Source organism: Streptomyces sp. NPDC127084, assembly GCF_042724175.1.
GTDB lineage: Bacteria > Actinomycetota > Actinomycetes > Streptomycetales > Streptomycetaceae > Streptomyces.
Genome location: NZ_JBHXFA010000074.1, coordinates 6,020 through 29,475 on the forward strand (window position 1 = coordinate 6,020; position 23,456 = coordinate 29,475).

22 protein-coding genes are annotated in these 23,456 nt (G+C 70.5%); 16 read left to right on the forward strand and 6 right to left on the reverse strand.

All coding sequences use genetic code 11. The features are described 5' to 3' along the window. Window positions 1-123: 123 nt before the first annotated feature. Together ACFWI9_RS18560 and ACFWI9_RS18565 are read right to left on the reverse strand one after the other, a co-directional pair. Window positions 124-645 (reverse strand): DUF3515 domain-containing protein, encoded by a 522-nt coding sequence (locus ACFWI9_RS18560; protein WP_387163280.1) that lies wholly within the window; start codon window positions 643-645, stop codon window positions 124-126. 23 nt (window positions 646-668) lie between these two features. Then, window positions 669-902: an Lrp/AsnC family transcriptional regulator gene (locus ACFWI9_RS18565; protein ID WP_064070330.1), complete on the reverse strand. Its 234-nt coding sequence runs from the start codon at window positions 900-902 to the stop codon at window positions 669-671. A gap of 212 nt (window positions 903-1,114) precedes the next feature. Between ACFWI9_RS18565 and ACFWI9_RS18570 the strand changes: the two genes are divergently transcribed. Both ACFWI9_RS18570 and thiD read left to right on the forward strand, forming a co-directional pair. After that, entirely contained in the window at window positions 1,115-2,077 is a 963-nt protein-coding gene (locus tag ACFWI9_RS18570) for a thiamine-phosphate kinase (protein WP_387163242.1), read from the forward strand. Further along, window positions 2,074-2,880, forward strand: a complete 807-nt coding sequence (thiD, locus tag ACFWI9_RS18575) for a bifunctional hydroxymethylpyrimidine kinase/phosphomethylpyrimidine kinase (protein WP_387163244.1) — start codon at window positions 2,074-2,076, stop codon at window positions 2,878-2,880. Before ACFWI9_RS18570 ends, thiD begins: the two co-directional genes overlap by 4 nt. Before the next feature lie 132 nt (window positions 2,881-3,012). Here the strand turns inward: thiD and rpmB are convergent, their stop codons facing one another. Then, complete coding sequence (gene rpmB / locus ACFWI9_RS18580; RefSeq protein ID WP_003957616.1) at window positions 3,013-3,198, reverse strand: 50S ribosomal protein L28; 186 nt, start codon at window positions 3,196-3,198, stop codon at window positions 3,013-3,015. Window positions 3,199-3,494: 296 nt separating this feature from the next. On the opposite strand from rpmB, the gene ACFWI9_RS18585 reads away from it, so the two are divergent. The 9 genes from ACFWI9_RS18585 to mutM all read left to right on the forward strand — a co-directional run bounded on the left by ACFWI9_RS18585 (window position 3,495) and on the right by mutM (window position 12,762). Then, window positions 3,495-5,132: a DAK2 domain-containing protein gene (locus ACFWI9_RS18585; protein ID WP_387163282.1), complete on the forward strand. Its 1,638-nt coding sequence runs from the start codon at window positions 3,495-3,497 to the stop codon at window positions 5,130-5,132. Window positions 5,133-5,215: 83 nt separating this feature from the next. Further along, window positions 5,216-7,441 carry an ATP-dependent DNA helicase RecG gene (recG, locus tag ACFWI9_RS18590; RefSeq protein ID WP_387163246.1) on the forward strand — a complete coding sequence of 742 codons (2,226 nt, stop codon included), beginning with the start codon at window positions 5,216-5,218 and terminating at the stop codon, window positions 7,439-7,441. Window positions 7,442-7,536: 95 nt separating this feature from the next. After that, window positions 7,537-8,121 (forward strand): 16S rRNA (guanine(966)-N(2))-methyltransferase RsmD, encoded by a 585-nt coding sequence (rsmD, locus tag ACFWI9_RS18595; RefSeq protein WP_387163248.1) that lies wholly within the window; start codon window positions 7,537-7,539, stop codon window positions 8,119-8,121. After that, window positions 8,118-8,627 (forward strand): pantetheine-phosphate adenylyltransferase, encoded by a 510-nt coding sequence (gene coaD / locus ACFWI9_RS18600; RefSeq protein ID WP_387163250.1) that lies wholly within the window; start codon window positions 8,118-8,120, stop codon window positions 8,625-8,627. Before rsmD ends, coaD begins: the two co-directional genes overlap by 4 nt. Before the next feature lie 129 nt (window positions 8,628-8,756). Next, window positions 8,757-9,878 carry an ATP synthase F0 subunit B gene (locus ACFWI9_RS18605; RefSeq protein WP_387163252.1) on the forward strand — a complete coding sequence of 374 codons (1,122 nt, stop codon included), beginning with the start codon at window positions 8,757-8,759 and terminating at the stop codon, window positions 9,876-9,878. Between the two features lie 174 nt (window positions 9,879-10,052). Continuing rightward, the gene (locus ACFWI9_RS18610; protein ID WP_387163284.1) at window positions 10,053-10,706 is read left to right on the forward strand and encodes a YceD family protein; all 654 of its coding nucleotides are present in this window, start codon (window positions 10,053-10,055) and stop codon (window positions 10,704-10,706) included. Window positions 10,707-10,708: 2 nt separating this feature from the next. Beyond that, the gene (gene rpmF, locus ACFWI9_RS18615; RefSeq protein WP_003965982.1) at window positions 10,709-10,882 is read left to right on the forward strand and encodes a 50S ribosomal protein L32; all 174 of its coding nucleotides are present in this window, start codon (window positions 10,709-10,711) and stop codon (window positions 10,880-10,882) included. Between the two features lie 19 nt (window positions 10,883-10,901). Then, window positions 10,902-11,738 carry a ribonuclease III gene (gene rnc, locus ACFWI9_RS18620; RefSeq protein WP_387163254.1) on the forward strand — a complete coding sequence of 279 codons (837 nt, stop codon included), beginning with the start codon at window positions 10,902-10,904 and terminating at the stop codon, window positions 11,736-11,738. A 163-nt stretch (window positions 11,739-11,901) separates the two neighbouring features. Next, complete coding sequence (gene mutM, locus ACFWI9_RS18625; protein ID WP_387163256.1) at window positions 11,902-12,762, forward strand: bifunctional DNA-formamidopyrimidine glycosylase/DNA-(apurinic or apyrimidinic site) lyase; 861 nt, start codon at window positions 11,902-11,904, stop codon at window positions 12,760-12,762. Here mutM and ACFWI9_RS18630 read toward each other — a convergent pair. Together ACFWI9_RS18630 and ACFWI9_RS18635 are read right to left on the reverse strand one after the other, a co-directional pair. Beyond that, the gene (locus tag ACFWI9_RS18630) at window positions 12,735-13,145 is read right to left on the reverse strand and encodes a winged helix-turn-helix transcriptional regulator (RefSeq protein ID WP_387163258.1); all 411 of its coding nucleotides are present in this window, start codon (window positions 13,143-13,145) and stop codon (window positions 12,735-12,737) included. The two genes, mutM and ACFWI9_RS18630, sit on opposite strands and share 28 nt — an antisense overlap. Window positions 13,146-13,223: 78 nt before the next feature. Next, entirely contained in the window at window positions 13,224-14,255 is a 1,032-nt protein-coding gene (locus ACFWI9_RS18635) for a CAP domain-containing protein (protein WP_387163260.1), read from the reverse strand. A gap of 125 nt (window positions 14,256-14,380) precedes the next feature. Here ACFWI9_RS18635 and ACFWI9_RS18640 point away from each other — a divergent pair, with 125 nt between their 5' ends. The 4 genes from ACFWI9_RS18640 to ACFWI9_RS18655 all read left to right on the forward strand — a co-directional run bounded on the left by ACFWI9_RS18640 (window position 14,381) and on the right by ACFWI9_RS18655 (window position 20,982). Next, entirely contained in the window at window positions 14,381-14,662 is a 282-nt protein-coding gene (locus ACFWI9_RS18640) for an acylphosphatase (RefSeq protein WP_387163262.1), read from the forward strand. A 393-nt stretch (window positions 14,663-15,055) separates the two neighbouring features. Continuing rightward, a complete protein-coding gene (locus tag ACFWI9_RS18645) occupies window positions 15,056-15,274 on the forward strand; it encodes a hypothetical protein (protein ID WP_387163264.1) in 219 nt (72 codons plus the stop codon). 303 nt (window positions 15,275-15,577) lie between these two features. Further along, window positions 15,578-19,330 carry an AAA family ATPase gene (locus ACFWI9_RS18650; protein WP_387163266.1) on the forward strand — a complete coding sequence of 1,251 codons (3,753 nt, stop codon included), beginning with the start codon at window positions 15,578-15,580 and terminating at the stop codon, window positions 19,328-19,330. 224 nt (window positions 19,331-19,554) lie between these two features. Beyond that, entirely contained in the window at window positions 19,555-20,982 is a 1,428-nt protein-coding gene (locus ACFWI9_RS18655; protein WP_387163268.1) for a sugar porter family MFS transporter, read from the forward strand. A gap of 42 nt (window positions 20,983-21,024) precedes the next feature. Here ACFWI9_RS18655 and ACFWI9_RS18660 read toward each other — a convergent pair whose 3' ends face one another. Next, window positions 21,025-21,996, reverse strand: a complete 972-nt coding sequence (locus tag ACFWI9_RS18660; protein WP_387163270.1) for an LLM class flavin-dependent oxidoreductase — start codon at window positions 21,994-21,996, stop codon at window positions 21,025-21,027. Between the two features lie 142 nt (window positions 21,997-22,138). Between ACFWI9_RS18660 and ftsY the strand changes: the two genes are divergently transcribed. Then, a complete protein-coding gene (gene ftsY / locus ACFWI9_RS18665) occupies window positions 22,139-23,359 on the forward strand; it encodes a signal recognition particle-docking protein FtsY (protein ID WP_387163272.1) in 1,221 nt (406 codons plus the stop codon). The last annotated feature ends 97 nt before the right edge of the window (window positions 23,360-23,456 follow it).

Here is a 23,456-nt window from a genome sequence, read left to right on the forward strand (position 1 = left end):
GCGGGCGCCGGTGCGGGCGGGCGGCCCGCGCCCCGCCCGGGGCCGGGCGGCCCCCCCCGGGCGCCGCCGAGCGCGCCTCGCCCCCCCGCCGCCACCCCCCCCCCCCCCCCCCACGGCAGCCGTTCAGTGGTCGCCGTGCCCGGCGGGTTCACCGTGCTCCCCGCGCTCGGCGGGTTCTTCGGTGAAGAGCGCCGGGATGGTCTTCGCGACCGGTGCCGCCAGATCCGTCAGCGGCCCGAGGTCATGGGCGTACTTCTCTCCCAGCGTGACCTCCACATAGGTCTTACGGGACGCGGTGGTGAGGCGGGGGCCATCGCCATCGCGCTCCTCCACCAGCCAGTCGACGCCATTGACCTCGGCCGCCTGTCCCTGCGGATCACTCATCCCCGGGGGCCGGGGGACACCGCAGCGCAGTACGATCGCGGCGTCCCCCCACCCGGCGGTCAGCTCGGAACGCGGCTCGGGGTCCTGGCGCTCCATTCCGGCCACGGAATCGGGAAGCGCCTTGTGCAGGGCACGGCACAACGCCGACTCCTGCTGAGGGGGCGTGGGCACCGCGACCACGGGCGCGTCCGCGGCGCAGCCCGCGACGGCCAGTAGCACCGCGGCCGTGGCGGGCAGAGGGGTATGCCGGTGAAAGGACAACACCGGCCAAGCGTAGACGGGGGCTACAGGTGCACGACCGGGCAGGTCAGCGTTCGCGTGATGCCGTCCACCTGCTGGACCTTGGCGACCACCATGCGACCGAGCTCGTCCACCGTATCGGCCTGGGCGCGCACGATCACGTCATACGGACCCGTCACGTCCTCGGCCTGGATCACCCCCGGGATCTTGGCGATGGTCTCGGCGACGGTCGACGCCTTGCCCACCTCGGTCTGAATAAGGATGTACGCCTGTACCACGGAACCTCCAGGGCGGCCACGAGGATCATGTGGGGAGAAGGGACGCCACGGTATCGCGTCGCCGCGGGCCGCGGGGAGACCCGCGCGCTCCAAGGCGCGCGCAGCGTGGCGCGGACAGCGCGGAAGTTGACCGGCGGCTCGGCCTACTCGACCGTACCGACAGCAGTGACAGCTCGCGACCGCAAGCGCACTGGGGCAGAAGGAGCACAGGAATGAAGGGCACTGTGGGCGAGCTGGGGGAGTTCGGGCTCATCAGGGAGCTCACCTCCCGGCTCACCACCACCCCCGCCGTACGGCTCGGACCCGGCGATGACGCCGCGGTGGTGGCCGCTCCCGACCGCAGGGTGGTGGCCAGCACCGATCTCCTGCTGGAGGGACGGCATTTCCGGCGCGACTGGTCGACCGCGTACGACGTGGGCCGCAAGGCCGCGGCCCAGAACCTGGCCGATATCGCGGCCATGGGCGCGGTGCCCACCGCGCTGCTGCTCGGCCTGGTCGTGCCCGCAGATCTTCCGGTCACCTGGGCCACCGAGCTGATGGACGGTATCCGCGACGAATGCCAGGTCGCCGGGGCGGCGGTGGTCGGCGGGGACGTCGTACGCGGCGACACCATCACCGTCGCGATCACCGCACTCGGCGACCTGCGCAACCACGACCCGGTGACCCGGGCGGGTGCCCAGCCCGGTGATGTCGTCGCGTACACGGGCTGGTTGGGCTGGTCCGCCGCCGGACACGCGGTCCTCTCCCGCGGCTTCCGCTCGCCCCGCGCCTTTGTGGAGGCGCACCGCCGCCCGGAACCGCCGTACCACGCGGGGCCCGCTGCGGCCGGACTCGGCGCCACCGCCATGACCGATGTCAGCGACGGCCTGGTCGCCGACCTCGGCCATATCGCGGAGGCCAGCAAGGTCCGTATCGACCTGCGCTCCGGACTCATCGACATCCCCACGCAGATGAACGACATCGGCCAGGCAGTCGGCGTCGACCCGCTGCAATGGGTGCTCAGCGGCGGCGAGGACCACGCCATCGTCGCGACCTTCCCCCCGGACGCGAAACTGCCCGCCCGCTGGAAGGTGATCGGCGAGGTCCTCAACCCGTCCGCGCTGCCCCAGGTGACAGTGGACGGCGCGCCCTGGACCAGCAAGGGCGGCTGGGACCACTTCGGGGAGGGAGCGTGAGCGCCGAGCACGCGGCCCAGGCACCGCCGCGGGTGCTCACCGTCGCCGGATCCGACTCCGGCGGCGGTGCCGGGATCCAGGCCGACCTCAAGACGATGCTGGCGCTCGGGGTCCACGGAATGAGCGTGATCACCGCCGTGACGGCCCAGAACTCGCTCGGCGTGCAGGGCGCCTGGGAGCTTCCGGCCGAAGCGGTGCGCGCCCAGTACCGCAGCGTCGCCGACGACATCGGCGTCGACGCCGTCAAGACAGGCATGCTGGCGTCGGCCGAACTGGTCGAGTGTGTCGCCGAACTGCTGGCCGCCACGGACGTGCCCGTGGTGGTGGACCCGGTCGGCGTCTCCAAGCACGGCGACCCGCTGATCGCCGAGTCCGCGCTGGAATCCGTACGCGGGAAGCTGCTGCCTGCCGCGACCGTGGCCACCCCGAACATGGACGAGGTCGCCCAGCTCACCGGCGTACGGGTGGCGGGCGAGTCCGACCTGCGGCGTGCGGCGGACGCGGTGCTGGACCTCGGGCCGCGCTGGGCGCTGATTAAGGGCGGGCATCTCGCGGGGGACGCCGTGGACCTGCTCACCGACGGCACCGACGAACACTGGCTGCGGTCGCCCCGTCACGGCAACCTGCACACCCACGGCACCGGCTGCACACTGGCCTCGGCCGTGGCATCGGGGCTCGCCAAGGGGCTCACGGTCCCCGATGCCGTGTACGCGGCGAAGGAGTACGTCACCGGCGCCATCGTCGCGGGTTACGCGCTGGGCGGCGGGATCGGGCCGGTCGACCACGGCTGGCGCTTCCGCTGAGGGCTCGCCCGTAACCGGGCTCTCCCGCAACCCCCGCCTGGAAGCCGTGCGGGCACGGCAAAAAGCCGGTCCACATCAGTGGACCGGCTTTCCAAGGCAACCGGCGGGCTGCGCTACGACAAAACGTCGCGGTTAGCGCGAGACCTTGCCGGCCTTGATGCACGAGGTGCAGACGTTGAGCCGCTTCGGCGTCCGACCGACCACGGCACGCACGCGCTGGATGTTCGGGTTCCAGCGACGGGACGTACGGCGGTGCGAGTGCGAAATGTTGTTGCCGAAGCCCGGCCCCTTGCCGCAGACGTCGCAGTTGGCAGCCACGGGTCACTCCAAAGACTTCAGATGCACTTACAGTGAAATCCGGCGTGCCGGAATCAGGTGTCTGAAGTGGCTTGCCGGGGGAATAGCCCGACTTTCATCGGGCAACCGGAGCAGCATACAACGGCTGCTCCCGTACAACGAAACTACCATGGCATCCCTCGCCCCCCGCCCGGTCCTGGTCCGGCCCCGGGTCTACCCTGCGGTGCAGCCGGGCGCTCAAGCCGCTCAAGGAGGGACGACAGTTGCCGAAACAGGACGGGCTTCGCGAGGAGCCCGCGGGGCCGCGCGCAAGGACGGTGGCGGGCGCGGGGCGGGCGATCGACGCCCGGGTGGTGCGCGACTGGTGCGCGCTGGCACTGGACGCGCTGGGGCGTGAGCGCGAGGAGCTCGACGCGATCAACGTCTACCCGGTCGCGGACGGGGACACCGGCACCAACCTGTATCTCACCGTCGAATCCGCGGCCCGCTCGGTTGAGGCGGTCTTCGCGGCGTACGAGCCCGGGGCGGCCACGGAGCCCGATTTCGAAGACGCCATGCGGGCCATGGCCCACGGGGCGCTGATCGGGGCGCGCGGGAACTCCGGAACCATCCTGGCCCAGCTGCTGCGGGGCATGACCGAGGTACTGGTGGACCAGGAGGGCGGCGTGGCAGCGGCGCTGCGGCGGGCCGCGCGGTCCGCGCGCGAGGCGGTCGCGCACCCCGTGGAGGGCACGATCCTGAGCGTGGCGACGGCGGCGGGCCGCGCCGCGCTCCCCGAAGACGACGACACAGCCGCGCTGCCGGCCGCATACGCGGGCGCGCGCACGGCACTGGACGAGACTCCCGGGCAACTCGACGTACTGGGCCGGGCCGGTGTGGTGGACGCCGGGGGCCAGGGACTGCTCGCGGTGCTGGGCGCGCTGCTGGAAGCGGTGACGGGGGAGGCGCCGCCGGGGAAGGCCCCGGTACGGCAACGACAACGACCGGTGCCCCGGGCCCACCCGGCGGAATCCGTCACGGACCCGGCCGTCTCCGCGGAACCATGTCCCCACGGCGGGCCCGCCTTCGAGGTGATCTACCTCCTGGAGGCCGGCGACTCCGCGGTGGCCCGGCTCAAGGAGCGCCTCGACGGCCTCGGAGACTCACTCGTCGTCGTCGGCGGTGACGGACTGTGGAACGTCCACGTCCATGTGGACGACGCCGGCGCGGCCGTGGAAGCGGGCGTCGAGGCAGGCCGCCCCTACCGGATCCGGATCACCCACTTCGACACGGCCCCACCCGCCGAACCTCGCGAACCGGTACAACGCGCCGTCGTGGCCGTGGTGCCCGGCGAAGGGCTCGCGGTGCTCTGCGAGACGGCCGGTGCGACCACGGTGCTGGCGCGGCCCGGGGAACCCCTCGCGAGCGGCGTACTCGTCGCGGCCATCCGGAGGGCGCACGCGCGCGAGGTCGTACTGCTGCCGAACGACCCCGAGCTGCGCCACACCGCGGCGGCGGCCGCGGAACAGGCCCGTACCGAGGGCGTCCGGGTCGCCCTCATCCCCACCCGCTCGCCGGTCCAGGGGATCGCGGCCCTCGCGGTCCACGAACCCGACCGCCGCTTCGACGAGGACGTCGTCGCGATGACCTCGGCGGCTGGCGCCACCCGCTACGGCGAACTGGCCGTGGCCGAGCGGCAGTCCTTCACCTCGGCGGGGGTCTGCCAGGCCGGGGACGTCCTGGGTCTGATCGACGGCGATGTGGCGGTGATCGGCGAGGACCTGGCGTCCACGGCGGAGACGGTGCTCGACCGCATGCTCTCCGCCGGCGGTGAACTCGTCACCCTCGTCCTCCCGGACGACGCCCCGTCCGGCTTGGCGGACCGACTGGAGGCCCACGTGCGCAGAGGGCACCTGGCGGTGGACACGGTGATCCACGACGGGGCGGGCGCGCCGCTGATGATCGGCGTCGAGTGACGCGCGGGGTCCCGCCCCCCTGAAGCAGCGCTGCGAAACCCGTCCCCCCGGCGACGAGACGGTTGTCGGTGCCGTGGTGTGCAATGGACCGCGTGTCCGCACAGCTCGCACTGGATGAACCCCTGAAGACCAGCCTCGGCCCCGCGACCGCCAAGGTCATGGCCGAGAACCTCGGCCTGCGCACCGTGGGCGACCTCCTGCACCACTATCCCCGGCGCTACGAGGAGCGCGGGCAGCTCACCCGTCTCGCCGAGCTCCCGTTGGACGAGGACGTCACGGTCGTGGCCCAGGTCGCGGACGCACGTGTGCACAAGTTCAACGGCGGGCGGGGGCAGCGCCTGGAGATCACCATCACCGACGGCAGCGGGCGGCTGCAGCTCGTGTTCTTCGGGCGTGGCATCCACAAACCCCACAAGGACCTCCCGCCGGGCAGCCGCGCGATGTTCGCCGGCAAGGTGTCCATGTTCAACCGCAAGCTGCAACTCGCCCACCCCAGCTACGAGCGGCTGCCGTCCGAGGGCACGGGCGGCACACCCGGCGGTGAGGGCGCGGTCAGCGCGTTCGCCGGGAAGCTCATCCCGATCTACCCCGCCTGCAAGGGCCTGGAGTCCTGGAAGATCGCCAAGGCCGTGGACGCGGTCCTGCCCCGGGCGCACGAGGCGCTCGATCCGCTGCCGCCCGCGCTGCGCGAGGGGCGCGGGTTCGTGTCACTTCCCGAGGCGCTGCTCAAGATCCACCGGCCCGGCGGCAAGGCGGACGTCGAGGAGGCCAGGGCCCGGCTGAAGTGGGACGAGGCCTTCGTACTCCAAGTCGCCCTCGCCCGGCGGCGCCACGCGGACGCCCAGCTTCCCGCGGTTGCCCGCAGGCCCGCCCCCGACGGGCTGCTGAGTGCCTTCGACGCGCGACTGCCGTTCACTCTCACCGAGGGCCAGCGGAAGGTCTCCGCCGAGATCTTCGGCGATCTGGCCACCGAGCACCCCATGCACCGGCTGCTCCAGGGTGAGGTGGGCTCCGGCAAGACGATGGTGGCCCTGCGCGCGATGCTCGCCGTCGTGGACGCGGGCGGCCAGGCGGCGATGCTGGCCCCCACCGAGGTCCTCGCGCAGCAGCACCACCGCTCGATCGTGGAGATGATGGGCGACCTCGCCGAAGGCGGCATGCTCGGCGGTGCCGAGCGGGCGACGAAGGTGGTGCTGCTCACCGGTTCCATGGGCGCCGCCGCCCGCCGGCAGGCCCTGCTCGACCTGGCGACCGGTGAGGCCGGGATCGTCATCGGCACACACGCGCTGATCGAGGACAAGGTCCGGTTCCACGATCTGGGACTGGTCGTCGTGGACGAGCAGCACCGCTTCGGCGTGGAGCAGCGAGACGCCCTGCGCGGCAAGGGCAAGCAGCCGCCCCATCTGCTGGTCATGACCGCCACCCCGATTCCCCGCACGGTCGCCATGACGGTCTTCGGCGACCTGGAGACATCCGTGCTGGACCAGTTGCCCGCCGGGCGCTCGCCCATCGCGTCGCATGTGGTCCCGGCCGCCGACAAACCCCACTTCCTGGCGCGGGCCTGGGAGCGGGTGCGGGAGGAGGTCGGGCACGGCCACCAGGCGTATGTGGTCTGCCCGCGGATCGGTGACTCCGTCGACCAGTCCCAGTCCGCGGACGCCCGGCAGAAGTCCCCGGAGGACGAGACCGAGAAGCGTCCACCGCTCGCCGTGCTCGACGTGGCGGAGCGGCTGGCCGAGGGCCCGTTGAGCGGACTGCGGGTGGAGGTGCTGCACGGCCGTATGGCGCCCGACGACAAGGACGACGTGATGCGCCGCTTCGCCGCCGGCGAGGTGGACGTGATGGTGGCCACGACCGTCATCGAGGTCGGGGTGAACGTACCCAACGCGACCGCCATGGTGATCATGGACGCGGACCGCTTCGGCGTCTCCCAGCTCCACCAGTTGCGCGGCCGGGTCGGCCGTGGCTCCGCCCCCGGCCTCTGCCTGCTCGTCACCGAGATGCCGGAAGCGAGCCCGGCCCGCGCCAGGCTCGGTGCGGTGGCGGCCACGCTGGATGGCTTCGAGCTGTCCCGTATCGATCTCGAACAACGCCGTGAAGGCGATGTGCTGGGCCAGGCGCAGTCCGGCGTCAGGTCATCGCTGCGGGTGCTGGCCGTCATCGAGGACGAGGACGTGATCACCGCCGCCCGCGAGGAGGCCGTGGCGGTGGTCGCGTCCGATCCGGACCTGGAGCGGTTCCCGGAGCTGCGTACCGCGCTCGACGCACTGCTCGACGCGGACCGCGAGCAGTACCTGGACAAGGGCTGACGGCGCCATCGGCGGCGGGCCATGGACCCGGGTGTGCGGCGAAACCCATATCGTGGAGGCTGACCGGACCGAGACAAGCGCCGAGAAGGACCCAGATGACCCGCGTGATCGCCGGTGCGGCCGGCGGACGTCGCCTGGCCGTGCCGCCGGGCAACGGCACCCGCCCGACCTCCGACCGGGCGCGTGAGGGCCTCTTCTCCACCTGGGAGTCGCTGTTCGGCACCCTGCGGGGCCTGCGGGTCGCCGATCTCTACGCCGGTTCGGGCGCCGTCGGGCTCGAAGCCCTGTCCCGGGGCGCGTCCCACGCACTGCTCGTGGAGGCCGACAACCGCGCCGTCCGCACGGTCAGGGACAACGTACGCGCGCTCGCCCTGCCGGGCGCCGAGGTGCGCAACGGCCGGGCTGAACAGGTCATCCAGGGACCGGTGCCGGGGGACGCGTACGACATCGTGTTCCTGGACCCCCCGTACGCCGTAACCGATGACGATCTTCGCGAGATCCTCCTCACACTCCGCGCGGGGGGCTGGCTCGCGGACGACGCCGTCGTCACCGTGGAGCGCAGCACCAGAGGCGGGGAGTTCGACTGGCCCGACGGCATCGAACCACTGAGGGCCCGTCGTTACGGCGAAGGGACGCTTTGGTACGGTCGCGCCGCCTCTACGTGCGAAGACGCACCATGACCGGACCGGAGAGCGAGGGACTTCAGTTGCGCCGCGCCGTCTGTCCGGGGTCGTTCGACCCCATTACCAATGGACATCTCGACATCATCGCCCGCGCCTCCAAGCTGTACGACGTCGTACACGTCGTGGTGATGATCAACCAGGCCAAGAAGGGCCTGTTCACCGTGGACGAGCGGATCGGGCTGATCCGCGAGGTCACCGCCGAGTACGGGAACGTCGAGGTGGAGGCGTACCACGGCCTGCTCGTCGACTACTGCAAGGAGCGGGACATCCCCGCCATCGTCAAGGGCCTGCGCGCCGTCAGCGACTTCGACTACGAACTCCAGATGGCCCAGATGAACAACGGGCTATCCGGTGTCGAGACGCTGTTCGTCCCCACCAGCCCGACCTACAGCTTCCTGTCGTCCTCCCTGGTCAAGGAGGTCGCGGCGTGGGGTGGCGATGTGTCCCACCTGGTGCCCCCCGTGGTGCTGGCCTCGCTGACCGAGCGCCTTCCGGAGAGGTGACGCAGGGCCCCGGGGCCTGACTGAGCGTCACCGGCTGTCGGACCCGGGCCGACTGCCCGTACAGTCGTCCCGTCCGGCTCCGAACCGGCAATCGGCTGTTGTGACTGTGTAGAGAGTGGCGAGCACACGGTGGACGTGCAGAAGAAGCTCGACGAGATCGTCGAGGTGGTCGGGAACGCCCGGTCCATGCCCATGTCGGCCTCGTGCGTGGTCAACCGCGCCGAGCTGCTCGCCATGCTCGAGGAGGTGCGCGAGGCCCTGCCCGGCTCGCTCGCCCAGGCCCAGGAGCTGATCGGCGACCGTGAGCAGATGGTCGCCGATGCCCGCCAGGAGGCCGCGCGGATCATCGAGGCCGCGCATTCCGAGCGCGGCTCCATGGTCTCCGGCACCCAGATCGCCCGGCAGTCGCAGGAGGAGGCGGATCGCATCCTCTCCGAGGCCCGCCGGGACTCCGCGGAGATCCGCGCGGAGGCCGATGAGTACGTCGACTCCAAGCTCGCCAACTTCGAGGTCGTGCTCAACAAGACCATCGGATCCGTCGACCGCGGGCGCGAGAAGCTGCTCGGTCGTTCCCCGGCGCCCGGCGACCAGGGCTACGCCGATCCGGCCGATGACGACGCACCCGAGTACAGCGCCGATCCGCAGACGCTGATCCAGCGGGCCGACGAATACGTGGACGCCAAGCTCGGCGCCTTCGAGGCGGTGCTCAGCAAGACCCTGGAGGCGGTCGGACGCGGTCGGCAGAAGCTGCACGGCCGGATCGCCACGGACGAGCTCGGAGCCCATATCGCCGCCCAGGACGCGGTCGGCACACGGCAGACGACCACCAGTGACGCGGACTACCTCGCGGGGCTCGCCGAGCTCGCCGACCCTGAGCCGCAGCAGCAGCCGTATCCGCAGGCGCAGCCGGAGCAGCCCGTCCACATCCCGGCCCAGGTCCAGGCCGAGGCCGGACCGTACTCCGCGGACACGGGCTACGGCGGGCAGCCCCAGGACCCGTACGCCTACCAGCAGGACCCGTACGCCACCGGCGCCTACGGCGCCCAGCAGGGCTACGCACAGCAGTACGACCAAGGGCAGTACGAGCAGGGTTATGCCCAGCAGCAGTACGGCTACGAGCAGCAGCAGTACCAACAGCAGTACCAGCAGCAGCCTCAGGCCCCGACGCAGCCGCAGCTCGACGAGACGAGCTTCTTCGACACGAGCATGATCGACATGGAGCAGCTGCGGCGTTACGAGCAGGGCCGCTGATCCACTGACCGCCGGAGACCGGCTGGGAGCGGCGGCGACCGGCGGGACCCGATTGGGCCAACAGCGAACGGTCCAGTATCCTGGCTGTTCGGTCGCGCGTGCGTGCAGCTCGATGCTGCTCGGAAACCGCGACCCCTCTCGATCCAGACGCACGACCCGAAAGCAGGAAGCGCCCTGAACGCCCGCCTCGACCATCGCAACCCCCTCGTGTTCGACACACACGAGCTGGGACGGCGTCCTGGTGCGCTCCAGCGGCTGACCCGCACGGTCGACGCGCCCGGTACGCCGGTATTCGGCATCGAAGAGGTGATCGGGGTGCCCGCGGGCGCTCCGGTGGAGCTTGAGCTCCGCCTCGAATCCGTCATGGAAGGGGTGCTCGTCACGGGCACCGCCCGTGCCCGGGCCGAGGGGGAGTGCGTAAGGTGTCTGGAGCCGCTGCACCAAGAGGTCGTGGCGGAATTCCAGGAGATGTTCTCGTACCCTGACGCCGACGACCGGGGTCGCAGCCGCGCTGCGGAACCGGGCGACGACGCCGAGGACGAGGACATGCTCTTCCTCGAGGACGGCATGTTCGACCTCGAGCCCGTGCTGCGTGACGCGGTGGTGCTCGCACTGCCGATGCAGCCGGTGTGCCGGGAGGACTGTGCGGGTCTGTGCCCCCAGTGCGGGGTCAGCCTCAATGACGATCCGGAGCACCACCACGACGCCGTCGACATCCGTTGGGCGGCATTGCAGGGACTCGCCGATTCACTGGGAACCGGTGAGAAGGACAAGATGAGCGGCGACGCGCCTCGATCACCTCGCGCCGCCGAGAAGCAGGAGAAGTAGCCGTGGCTGTTCCGAAGCGGAAGATGTCGCGCAGCAACACGCGCCACCGCCGGTCGCAGTGGAAGGCTGCGGTCCCCACCCTGGTTTCGTGCGAGCGTTGCCAGGAGCCGAAGCTGCAGCACATCGCGTGCCCGAGCTGCGGCACCTACAACAAGCGCCAGGTCCTCGAGGTCTGAGCGGCTGGTGAGAGGCTCCATGTCTGACGCCAGCGCCAGTAAGCAGGCAGACAACGCAAGCGCAGCCTCGCCCCACACGCTTCTGGAAGGGCGGCTCGGGTATCCACTCGAGTCCGCCCTTCTGGTGCGTGCGCTGACCCACCGTTCATACGCGTACGAGAACGGCGGTCTGCCCACCAACGAGCGGCTTGAGTTCCTCGGGGACTCGGTGCTCGGACTGGTGGTCACGGACACGCTCTACCGCACCCACCCGGATCTGCCCGAAGGCCAGCTGGCCAAGCTGCGGGCCGCGGTGGTCAACTCGCGCGCGTTGGCGGAGGTCGGGCGTGGCCTGGACCTGGGTTCCTTCATCCGGCTCGGCCGGGGCGAAGAGGGCACGGGCGGCCGGGACAAGGCGTCCATCCTCGCCGACACGCTTGAAGCCGTGATCGGCGCTGTCTATCTCGACCAGGGGCTCGACGCGGCATCCGAGCTGGTGCACCGGCTCTTCGACCCGCTGATCGAGAAGTCCTCCAACCTCGGTGCCGGACTGGACTGGAAGACCAGCCTCCAGGAGCTCACCGCGGCCGAGGGCCTTGGTGTGCCCGAGTACCTGGTCACCGAGACCGGTCCGGACCACGAGAAGACCTTCACTGCTGCTGCCCGCGTCGGTGGTGTCTCGTACGGCACCGGCACTGGCCGTAGCAAGAAGGAAGCGGAACAGCAGGCGGCCGAGTCCGCGTGGCGCGCGATCCGCGCCGCGGCGGACGAGCGGGTCGCCGCGGAGAAGGCGGCTGCCGAGCAGGCTGTCGCCGATGAATCCGATGAATCCGCCTCCGAAGGGGCCGGCGCCCCTTCGCAGCAGGCCACGGCCTGATCTGCGGGCCGAAGGCCTCCGCCGCACCCCGGTGCGGCGGAGGCCTTCGGATTTCAACCGGGATCCAGCCCTCCCGGATCGCGTGCCCGGTGCGGGGAACCCCCGTACGCGCCGGAGGTACGCTGCGGGCGTCGTCCCGTAGACCACCGAGGAGGAGCCACCCGTGCCCGAGTTGCCCGAGGTCGAAGTGGTCCGGCGTGGACTGGAGGCATGGGTCTCCGGCCGGGTCGTCTCCGAGGCCGAGGTGCTCCACCCCCGGGCCGTCAGACGCCACTTCGGCGGGGCCGAGGACTTCGCGGCCCGGCTCAAAGGACACCGGATCGGTGTCGCCCAGCGGCGCGGGAAGTACCTGTGGCTGCCGCTGGAGGACAGCGGCGCCGCGGTGCTCGGGCACCTGGGGATGAGTGGGCAGCTACTCGTGCAGCCCGAGACCGCGGCCGACGAGAAGCATCTGCGGATCCGTATCCGCTTCGACGACACCCTCGGCACCGAGCTCCGCTTCGTCGACCAGCGCACCTTCGGCGGTCTCTCGCTGCACGACACCAGCCCCGAAGGGCTCCCGGACGTCATCGCCCATATCGCACGGGACCCGCTCGACCCCGATTTCGACGACTCGGGCTTCGTCACCGCGCTGCGCCGCAGACGTACCACCGTCAAGCGGGCGCTGCTCGACCAGTCGTTGATCAGCGGGGTCGGCAATATCTACGCCGACGAAGCCCTGTGGCGCGCCAGACTGCACTACGACCGGCCGACGATGAGCCTGAACCGCCCCCGCTCGCTCGAACTCCTCGGGCACGTACGGGACGTGATGACCGCGGCGCTCGCCGTCGGCGGTACCAGCTTCGACAGCCTCTACGTCAACGTGAACGGCGAGTCCGGGTACTTCGACCGCTCCCTCGACGCCTACGGTCGCGCGGGCGAGCCCTGCCGCCGCTGCGGGACACCCATGCGCCGGCGCCCGTGGATGAATCGCTCCAGCTACTTCTGCCCGCGCTGTCAGCGCCCGCCGCGCGTCTCGTCGTAGCGCTCGCGGGCGGTGAGCACCTCGGGCATCCGGCTCTCCACGAGTTCGATCAGGGCCATGAGCCGCTCAGCCACCTGCCGGCCGAGTGGGGTGAGCTCGTAGTCGACCCGCGGCGGATTGGTCGGCTGCGCCTCGCGGTGCACCAGACCGTCCCGCTCCAGCGCCTGAAGGGTCTGGGAGAGCATCTTCTCGCTGACGCCGTCGACCCGGCGGCGCAGCTCGTTGAAGCGGCAGCCCGACTCATGGAGGGCACCCAGCGTCAGGCTGCCCCATCGGCCGGTCACATGCTCCAGCGCGCTGCGGGACGGGCACTGCCGGCTGAACACATCGAAGGCGAGGTCTTCAGCGAGATCATCAAGGTCGTCAGCCACAGCACTCACCATACGCCCGCGCATCCCGCAAGCAGGTGCTCACCGCAGGACAGCGCCTACGGTGAGCACAGCGGAGCGGGGGCGGCAGGCTCAGAGCCCGAGTTCCTGTGTCCACAAGGGGCCGCCGCCCGCGAAGGACACGCCCACCCCCATGGTCTGGTAGGCGCAGTTCAGCATGTTCGCGCGCTGGACGTCGTCGTTCATCCAGTGGCGCACCACCGTTTCGGGGTCGCCGGGGCCGCGGGCTATGTTCTCCGCTCCCAGGTTGCCGACGCCCATCTCGGCGGCCCGCTTCCACGGGTCGTTGCCGTCCGGATCGACATGGCCGAAGAAGCCGCGTGCCGCCATGTCCTCGCTGAACCGGTCGGCCAGCGCGGCGAGCGACCCGTCGCCGCGCAGCGGGGCGCAGCCCACTCGGGCACGCTCCTCGTTGACGAGCGTGAGGACCTGGGCCTCGGCAGCCGCTTCGCCCGTGGCCGCCGATGACGTCTCCTTCGAAGCCGAAGCCGAAGCCGAAGCCGAAGCCGAAGCCGAAGCCGAAGCCGAAGCCGAAGCCGAAGCCGAAGCGGTGGCTGTGGCAGTCGGTGCCGGGGACTCAGGCGAGCGCGCGGGCTCGGGGACGAGGCTGCGCTCCGGGGCGGCCGGCCGCGTGACGGTCTTCTGCGGATCGGCGGCCCGGGGAGTCCGCTGCTGCTGGGCCTTCGAGTCGGGCCGCTGCGTCCGCTCAGTCTCCACTGCCGCGGTCGGCGCCTCCGGGACGGTGGTCCGGCCGGGCGCCGACGAGGTGGCGCTCTTCTCCGGGGCGGCGGACTTCGCCGCCCGCGGCGCGGGCGTCTTCGACTGGGCCTGAGGCTTGGCGGGGGCCGCCGACGCCTTGCCGTGGGTCGACGACGTACCGCTCTTGCCGGCGTCCTTAGCCTTCTCGCCGCTCCCGTCGGATCCGGACTCCCGGACCTCGAGTTGCCGGCTGCTGGAGCTGTTCTCGCCCAGGAGGAACTCCTTGCCGCCCGGCACGACACCGGTGGCCGCGGCCACGGTGGCGACTGCCACGGCGGCGACGGCTGCGAGCAGCCCGGTGCGGACGGGCACTGCGGCCCGGTTCTTCCGGCGGTGGCGTCCCATCCGGTCGCCCTTTCTGTATGAGAGTGGACCTCACCCATACGAGTGAGGTCAATGCGTGGCAATGTACGCCAATACGGACTCAGGCGATGTGATGTGCGCACCATCGACCGGATAGCTTGCGGGGCATGAATGAACATGCGCGCATCACGGTCTGGGTGCGCGGCCGCGTACAGCGTGTCGGATTTCGCTGGTTCACCAGGGAAAACGCTCTGGAGATCGGCTGCCTTGAGGGCTTCGCGCTCAATCTCGACGACGGCCGGGTGCAGGTCGTGGCGGAAGGTCCACGTGACAATTGCCACCGTCTCCTGGAGTGGCTCCGCTCGTCCGACACGCCCGGGAACGTCGACGGCGTGACCGAGATCTGGGGTGTTCCGCGCGGCGGATACGACGGGTTCGCGATCCGCTGAGGGAAGGTCGAGACGGGGCGGGCATACGGCCACACGGTGTGTTCATATCGGCGCCGACAGCGCATGTGTTCGATGGAAATGGCCTGGTGGTTGCCAAGAACGGCCTCTACGTGCCAGGCTGCCGCCCTAAGGATGATCTCCTCGCCCCCAGGCCCCGCTGGAGAGCCGTGGTCGCGAAGTTCGCGGCCGCCTGCCCCCGGGATGTCTGCCGATACGGGGTGTGATCGTGTTGACCGTCAAACTTTTTGGTGAGACGCTGGAAGCCCCGCGCACCTTAGTTGTTTGGCAGTACGAACCGCAGTCAGAACAAGCGCTGCCGAGCACCGCGGGTGCGAAAATCCCTCACGACCCACACCGCATCGGTCGGTCACTCAGTGTGGAGGACCATCCATCATGGCAAAGGCGCTTCTCGGTTACGTCGGCGGATCCGACCCGCGACTTCTCGCCGAGATGCGACGGCTTCAGCAGCGCGTCCAGGATCTGGAGTCCGAGCTCGTACGGATCCAGTCCGAGAACGACGTGCTGAGTGCTGCCGCCGCACAGCACCATGGCGAGTCGCTGCTTGAAGGCATCGACGTCAACGTACCCAAGGGCGAGCCGGCGCTCACCTGATGTCAGCCCGAGATCGGGATCAGGTGAGAAACTCTCGCTGGTAGGTATGCAAGGGACGCTTCGGCGTCCCTTCTTTTTTGCCTCCCCGTAGGCCCGCACTTCGGCCTGTACATCGCCGCGCATCGCTGCCGGAACCTGTCTTGCCCGTATGCGCCGTGGGCGCTGTCTCCGCGCCGCGTCGTTCGGCGCTCCGCGTTTCCCTGTCGTCAGTCCTTTGTCGGTTCGCGTTCACCGTGCTTTACCGTCTGATCTGCCCTGCACCTTCATAGGTGAAACCGTGACCGAAAGGTAGAGTCCCCGGGCGTGCACCTCAAGGCCCTGACCCTGCGCGGGTTCAAATCCTTCGCGTCCGCCACGACACTGCGTTTCGAGCCGGGCATCACCTGCGTCGTCGGCCCGAACGGCTCAGGCAAGTCGAACGTGGTGGACGCGCTCTCCTGGGTCATGGGCGAGCAGGGCGCCAAATCGCTGCGCGGCGGCAAGATGGAGGACGTCATCTTCGCCGGGACGACCGGGCGCCCGCCGCTCGGCCGTGCCGAGGTCTCACTGACGATCGACAACTCCGACGGGGCACTGCCGATCGATTACGCCGAGGTCACCATTACGCGGATCATGTTCCGCAACGGCGGCAGCGAATACCAGATCAACGGGGACACCTGCCGGCTCCTCGATATCCAGGAACTGCTCTCGGACTCCGGTATCGGACGCGAGATGCATGTCATCGTCGGGCAGGGCCGGCTCGACTCCGTGCTGCACGCCGACCCGACGGGGCGGCGCGCGTTCATCGAAGAGGCCGCCGGTGTGCTCAAGCACCGCAAGCGCAAGGAGAAGGCGCTGCGGAAGCTCGACGCGATGCGGGCCAACCTCGCGCGCGTCCAGGACCTGACCGATGAGCTGCGGCGCCAGCTCAAGCCGCTCGGACGGCAGGCGGCCGTGGCCCGGCGGGCCGCGGTGATCCAGGCCGACCTGCGTGACGCCCGGCTGAGGCTGCTCGCCGACGATCTCGTACGGATGAGCGAGGCGCTGAAGTCGGAGGTCGCCGACGAGGCCGCGCTCAAGCAGCGCAAGGAGACCGCGGAGCGGGAGCTGAAGGCCGCGCAGACCCGAGAGGCGGCTCTGGAGGACGAGGTGCGGCGGCTGACGCCGCGTCTCCAGCGAGCCCAGCAGACCTGGTACGAGCTCTCGCAGTTCGCGGAGCGGGTGCGGGGCACCGTGTCACTGGCCGACGCCCGGGTGAAGAGCGCGACCTCCGTGCCCGCGGAGGAGCGCCGTGGGCGGGACCCCGAGGACATGGAGCGCGAGGCCGTCCGGATCCGTGAGCAGGAGGCGGAGCTGGAGGCCGCATTGGAAGCGGCCGAACGCGCGCTCGAGGACACCGTGGCGCACCGCGCCGAACTGGAGCGCGAACTCGCGGTCGAGGAGCGGAGGCTGAAGGACGTCGCGCGGGCGATCGCCGACCGGCGCGAAGGACTCGCCCGGTTGAACGGCCAGGTCAACGCCGCCCGTTCGCGTGCCGCGTCGGCTCAAGCGGAGATCGACCGGCTGGCGGCAGCCAGCGACGAGGCCCGGGAGCGGGCGACCGCGGCCCAGGAAGAGTACGAGCAACTCAAGGCCGAGGTGGACGGTCTGGACGCGGACGACTCCGCTCTGGCCGAGGCCCATGACGGGGCCAGGCGGGAACTGACGGAGGCGGAGGCCGCGTTGTCGGCGGCCCGCGAGGCCGCCACGGCGGCCGAGCGCCGACGCGCCGCCCTGGCCGCCCGCCATGAGGCGCTCGCTCAGGGCCTGCGCCGCAAGGACGGCACGGGCGCCCTGCTGTCGGCCGGTGGCAGCCTCATCGGACTTCTCGGGCCCGCCGCAGAACTCCTCACGGTCGCACCGGGGTACGAGATCCCGGTCGCGGCCGCGCTGGGCGTGGCGGCCGACGCCGTCGCGGTACGGGACCCAGCCACCGCCGCGGAAGCGATTCGCCTGCTGCGCAAGCACGACGCGGGACGGGCGGCCCTGCTGCTCTCGGTTCCGGCGCAGGGGTCGGCCGCGGTGGAGACCGCCGCGGTGCGTGGGACGGCGGAAACAAGCGGCTCGTCCGAGAGCGGGCAGCCGCCGACACCGGCCACCGGGCAGCGGGAAGCCCGTATGCCCGGGCCGCAGGCCGCCGTGGAGCGTCTGGTGGCTCCCCGCACCCCGGAAGGCGGGGAGCCGCGTGCGGAAGGGATGATTCCGGCTCAGGTGGCGGTCCCCGCCCCGCGTGTGGCAGATCTGGTGCGCGGGCCCGCGGCACTGATGCCCGCGGTCGAGCGCCTTGTACGGGACATGGTGGTCGTCGGGACACTGGACGAGGCGGAGGATCTGCTCGGGGCCCGTCCCGGGCTGATCGCGGTGACAGCCGAAGGCGATGTGCTGGGGGCCCACTTCGCGCACGGCGGCTCGGCGGGTGCGCCGAGTCTGCTGGAAGTCCAGGCCGCCGTGGACGAGGCCGCGGTCGAGCTGGAGGAGCTGGGCGTACGGTGCGAGGAGCTGGCCGGGCGGCAGCAGGAGGCGGCGGGCCGGCGCAAGGAGTGCGTCCAACGGGTCGAGGAACTGGGGGAGCGGCGGCGCGCGGCCGACAAGGAGAAGTCGGGCGTCGCCCAGCAGCTCGGCCGGCTCGCCGGCCAGGCCAGGGGTGCGGCGGGCGAGGCCGAGCGTACGGCCGCGGCGGTGACCCGTGCCGAGGAGGCACTGGAGAAGGCGCTGTACGAGGCGGAGGAGCTGGCCGAACGGCTGGCGGTCGCCGAGGAGAGCGCCCCTTTCGGCGAGGGTGGGGACGAGGAGCCCGACACCTCCGTAAGGGACCGGTTGGCGGCCGACGGCGCCAATGCCCGGCAGACCGAGATGGAGGCACGTCTCCAGGTCCGTACCCATGAGGAGCGGGTGAAGGGACTCGCGGGACGTGCTGACGCCCTCGACCGCGGGGCTCGCGCCGAGCGTGAGGCCCGGGCACGGGCCGAGCATCGGCGTGCGCGGCTCCGCCACGAGGCGGCTGTGGCCGAGGCCGTCTCGCGTGGGGCTCGTCAGCTGCTCGCCCATGTCGAGGTCTCCGTCGTACGGGCCGAGCGGGAGCGGGCGGCGGCCGAGGCTGCCAAGTCCGCCCGCGAGCAGGAGCTGACGGCCGCCCGTGCCGAGGGCAGGGAGCTCAAGGGCGAGCTCGACAAACTCACCGACTCCGTACACCGCGGTGAGGTACTCGGAGCCGAGAAGCGGCTGCGCATCGAGCAGCTGGAGGCCAAGGCTCTGGAGGAGCTGGGTGTCGAGCCCGCTGGGCTGGTGGCGGAGTACGGGCCGGACCAGCTCGTACCCCCGTCCCCGCCCGCCGAGGGCGAGGAGGTGCCGGACGACCCGGAGCATCCGCGCAACCAGCCGAGGCCGTTCGTACGCGCGGATCAGGAGAAGCGGCTCAAGTCGGCCGAACGGGCGTATCAGCAGCTCGGAAAGGTGAACCCGCTCGCCCTTGAGGAGTTCGCGGCGCTGGAGGAACGGCACAAGTTCCTGTCCGAGCAGCTCGAAGACCTGAAGAAGACCCGGGCCGATCTGCTCCAGGTCGTCAAGGAGGTCGACGAACGCGTCGAGCAGGTGTTCACGGAGGCGTACCGGGACACCGCGCGCGAGTTCGAAGGTGTGTTCTCGCGGCTCTTCCCGGGCGGTGAGGGACGCCTTGTGCTGACCGACCCGGACAACATGCTGACCACCGGCGTCGATGTGGAGGCGCGTCCGCCGGGCAAGAAGGTCAAGCGCCTCTCACTGCTCTCGGGCGGTGAGCGTTCGCTGACCGCGGTGGCGATGCTGGTGTCCATCTTCAAGGCCAGGCCGAGCCCGTTCTATGTGATGGACGAGGTCGAGGCGGCGCTGGACGACACCAACCTGCAGCGGCTCATCCGCATCATGCAGGAGCTCCAGGAGAGCTCCCAGCTGATCGTGATCACCCACCAGAAGCGCACGATGGAGGTCGCCGACGCTCTGTACGGCGTCTCCATGCAGGGAGATGGCGTCTCCAAGGTCATCAGCCAGCGCCTTCGCTAGTTCCCGCCGACCGCGCTTTCACGCAACCTTCAAAACTTGAAGTCAATGCACCCGATTCAGAGATGTCGTGAAGTCAGTCCGAGATATTGACTTCGATACTTGAACGCATAGTCTCTGCATCGTTGTTCTTATCTTCAAGTGGTGGTCGGTGTGAACTTGTGCGCCACTTGAAGTGCTCGTCCCTTCACGCCCGGCGACGCCGCCGGACGGCCCCAGGAGTCCATGTGTCCAGCACATCGCAGGCGCGGTCACCCGAAGGCCGCAAGGCCCGGCCGGAGCATCTCGGCCATGTCATCTTCATCGCGGCATCGGCCGCGATGGGTGGCTTCCTCTTCGGCTACGACAGTTCGGTGATCAACGGCGCGGTGGTGGCCATCCGGGACCGCTTCGATGTCGGCTCCGAGGTCCTGGCACAGGTCATCGCCGCAGCGCTGATCGGTTGTGCCATCGGAGCCACGACGGCCGGCCGGATCGCCGACCGCATCGGCCGTATCCGGGTGATGCAGATCGCCGCGGCCCTGTTCACCGTGAGCGCGATCGGCTCCGCCCTCCCGTTCGCCCTCTGGGACCTCGCCATGTGGCGGGTGCTCGGCGGTATCGCCATCGGCATGGCCTCGGTCATCGGCCCCGCCTATATCGCCGAGGTCTCCCCGCCCGCCTACCGCGGCCGGCTCGCCTCGTTCCAGCAGGCCGCGATCGTCATCGGTATCGCCGTCTCACAGCTGGTCAACTGGGCCCTCCTGAGCTTCGCCGGCGGCGAGCAGCGCGGCGAGATCGCCGGACTCGAAGCCTGGCAGTGGATGCTCGGCGTGATGGTGGTCCCGTCGGTGCTCTACGGATTGCTGTCGCTGGTCATCCCCGAGTCGCCGCGCTTCCTGATCTCGGTCGGCCGCGAGGACAAGGCCCGCCAGGTGCTCCGCGACGTCGAGGGCAAGGACGTGGACCTGGACGTCCGGGTCGCCGAGATCGAGCAGAACATGCGGCACGAGCACAAGCCGACGTTCAAGGACCTGCGTGGCGGACGCTTCGGACTCCTGCCGATCGTCTGGATCGGTATCGGCCTGTCCGTCCTGCAGCAGTTCGTCGGCATCAACGTGATCTTCTACTACAGCTCGTCACTGTGGCAGTCGGTGGGCATCAACCCGGAGAGCTCGTTCCTCTACTCGTTCGAAACCTCCATCGTGAACATCATCGGCACCGTGATCGCGATGATCTTCATCGACCGGATCGGCCGCAAGCCGCTCGCGCTCATCGGCTCGGCGGGTATGGCGGTCTCGCTCGGTTGCGCCGCCTGGGCTTTCTCGTACAAGACCGGGACCGGGGCCGATGTCTCACTGCCGAGCTTCCATGGCACGGTCGCGCTGATCGCCGCCAACTTCTTCGTGCTGTTCTTCGCCCTCTCGTGGGGCGTGGTCGTGTGGGTGCTGCTCGGCGAGATGTTCCCCGGCCGTATCCGCGCCGCGGCGCTGGGTGTCGCGGTGGCGGCCCAGTGGGTGGCCAACTGGCTGATCACCGTCACGTTCCCGTCCCTCTCGGACTGGAACCTCTCGGGCGCTTACGTGATCTACACGTTCTTCGCACTGCTCTCGTTTCCGTTCATCCTCAAATGGGTGCCGGAGACAAAGGGCAAGGCGTTGGAGGAGATGGGCTGAATCCCCGCTGCCCCTCTCCTCGGACCGCGGTGCTGCCCCGGCTCAGCCCTTGAGCCGGGGCAGCACCTGTTCGCAGAACAGGTGGACGCTGCGCCAGCCCTCGTCGACCGGCATCCCGCCGCACAGCGGGTGCAGCACCAGGCTGTCGCCGCCCATCGCCAGGCACTCCTCCGGCGTCACCACCCGGTACACCCCCTCCGCCCGGAGCTCGTCCACCGTCGTCGCCGCCGAGCGCACCGCGGAGCGGATGTCCCGGGACTGCCAGGAAGCGTAGGTCCGCGCCTCGTGTAGGAAGTGCTCGCCGTGGGACGCCCAGGTCCGATCCGGGTCCTCGGAGACGTGCAGCAGCGAGGTCCGCGCCGCGGGCATCATGCAGAAGCCGTCCGTGCCGTACTCCTCGCGCAGCCGGTGGTAGTAGGTCTCGAGCTCGGGCAGATGCGCGCTCGGGAAGAACGGCAGCCCGAGCCGCGCGGCACGCCGGGCCGCCGGCCGGGACGAGCCGCCCACCAGCAGCATCGGATGCGGCTGGGTGTACGGCCGCGGGGTGACCAGAACCGTCCGCCCCCGGTAGTCGAACTCCTCCCCGGTCCAGGCCGCCAGCAGGGTGTCCAGCAGCTCGTCCTGGAGGGCACCGCGGTGCCGCCAGTCGACGCCATGGGCCGCGTACTCCTCGGGGCGGTATCCGATACCGGCGACCGTGACCAGCCGCCCCCGGCTGACCAGGTCCAGAACGGCGATGTCCTCGGCGAGCCGCAGCGGGTCGTGCAGCGGGCCGATGACGGCGGACACGGTGACCGCGATCCGCCGCGTGGCCCCGAACACAGCGCCCGCGAAGGTGAAGGGGGAGGGCAGCCAGTTGTTCGCCGCGCCGTGGTGCTCCTCGGTCTGGACGGTGTCGACGCCCCGGTCGTCGGCGTACGCGGCCATCTCCAACGCGGCGCGGTAGCGGGTGGCGAGGGACTCAGGGGTCTCCGACGGGCTGACGAGGTTGAACCGTATGACGGTGAAGGCCATGACCGGACGCTAGCTGACGTCGCGTCAGATGAGAACACCCGTGGACGTCACCCCGTGAACGCAACTTTCCGGTACGACGCGAGTCTCGTGTGATCCTCCGAGAGCACTGTTCGTGCGAGCCGTGGCCGATACTGGACGGGTTATGGAAATCGTCATCCTTGCTGTAGTCATCGCTCTGGTCGCGGTCGGCGTGATCAGCGGGCTCGTGGTGAGCAGCCGCCGGAAGAAGCAGCTGCCGCCATCGGCGCCCTCGCAAACGCCGACCATCACCGCTCCGCCAGCCGAGCCGCACGTCGGTGAGGAGGCGGAGACACCGCGGGAGGAACCCCGCCGCACCGTCGAGGAGGTCGTACTCCCCGACGCCCAGGCCTCCGCCGCCGAGGCCCCGGTCGAAGAGGCGGAGCCGGAAGCACCGGCCGTCCTGGAAGTCGAGGTCCCCGAGCCGACCGCGGGACGGCTGGTACGCCTGCGAGCCCGACTGGCCCGCTCGCAGAACGCCCTCGGCAAGGGTCTGCTGACCCTGCTGTCACGCGAGCACCTCGATGAGGAGACCTGGGAGGAGATCGAGGACACCCTCCTGCGGGCCGACGTCGGTGTCGCCCCCACGCACGAGCTGGTCGAGCACCTGCGCGAGCGGGTGAAGGTGCTCGGCACGCGAACCCCGGACGAGCTGCGGGCGCTGCTCCGCGAGGAACTGCTGCGCCTGCTGGGTACGGACGCCGACCGCTCGGTGAAGACCGAGAGCGGTCTGGAGAGCCCTGGCATCGTGATGGTCGTCGGCGTCAACGGCACCGGGAAGACCACCACCACGGGCAAGCTGGCCCGCGTCCTGGTGGCCGACGGCCGGTCGGTCGTGCTCGGCGCCGCCGACACCTTCCGGGCCGCCGCGGCCGACCAGCTCCAGACCTGGGGCGAGCGGGTCGGCGCCCGCACGGTACGCGGACCGGAGGGCGGGGACCCGGCGTCGATCGCCTATGACGCCGTCAAGGAGGGCATCGCCGAGGGTGCGGACGTCGTGCTGATCGACACGGCGGGCCGACTGCACACCAAGACCGGGCTCATGGACGAGCTCGGCAAGGTCAAGCGTGTGGTGGAGAAGCACGCCCCGCTGGACGAGGTGCTGCTCGTACTCGACGCGACCACCGGGCAGAACGGACTGGTGCAGGCGCGGGTCTTCGCCGAGGTGGTCGACATCACCGGCATCGTGCTCACCAAGCTCGACGGTACGGCCAAGGGCGGCATCGTCATCGCGGTCCAGCGGGACCTGGGCGTACCGGTCAAGCTGATCGGACTTGGTGAAGGTCCCGACGACCTGGCCCCGTTCGAGCCGGAGGCGTTCGTCGACGCGCTGATCGGCGACTAGGTCACCGGGTGGTCGGTCCGACCCGGACAGTCCCACCACGGGGGGGGCGCCGCGCGCTCTGTGGGGTGGGGGGGCGGGGGGGGGGGTGGGTGTGTGG

Bases quoted from the DNA above. Each gene is read 5' to 3' on its own strand.
- ACFWI9_RS18570 (WP_387163242.1), top strand. From the start codon at position 1,115: ATGAAGGGCACTGTGGGCGAGCTGGGGGAGTTCGGGCTCATCAGGGAG.
- recG (WP_387163246.1), top strand. From the start codon at position 5,216: ATGGACCGCGTGTCCGCACAGCTCGCACTGGATGAACCCCTGAAGACC.
- rsmD (WP_387163248.1), top strand. From the start codon at position 7,537: ATGACCCGCGTGATCGCCGGTGCGGCCGGCGGACGTCGCCTGGCCGTG.
- coaD (WP_387163250.1), top strand. From the start codon at position 8,118: ATGACCGGACCGGAGAGCGAGGGACTTCAGTTGCGCCGCGCCGTCTGT.
- rnc (WP_387163254.1), top strand. From the start codon at position 10,902: ATGTCTGACGCCAGCGCCAGTAAGCAGGCAGACAACGCAAGCGCAGCC.
- ACFWI9_RS18630 (WP_387163258.1), bottom strand. From the start codon at position 13,145: ATGGTGAGTGCTGTGGCTGACGACCTTGATGATCTCGCTGAAGACCTC.
- ACFWI9_RS18635 (WP_387163260.1), bottom strand. From the start codon at position 14,255: ATGGGACGCCACCGCCGGAAGAACCGGGCCGCAGTGCCCGTCCGCACC.
- ACFWI9_RS18640 (WP_387163262.1), top strand. From the start codon at position 14,381: ATGAATGAACATGCGCGCATCACGGTCTGGGTGCGCGGCCGCGTACAG.
- ACFWI9_RS18645 (WP_387163264.1), top strand. From the start codon at position 15,056: ATGGCAAAGGCGCTTCTCGGTTACGTCGGCGGATCCGACCCGCGACTT.
- ACFWI9_RS18660 (WP_387163270.1), bottom strand. From the start codon at position 21,996: ATGGCCTTCACCGTCATACGGTTCAACCTCGTCAGCCCGTCGGAGACC.
- ftsY (WP_387163272.1), top strand. From the start codon at position 22,139: ATGGAAATCGTCATCCTTGCTGTAGTCATCGCTCTGGTCGCGGTCGGC.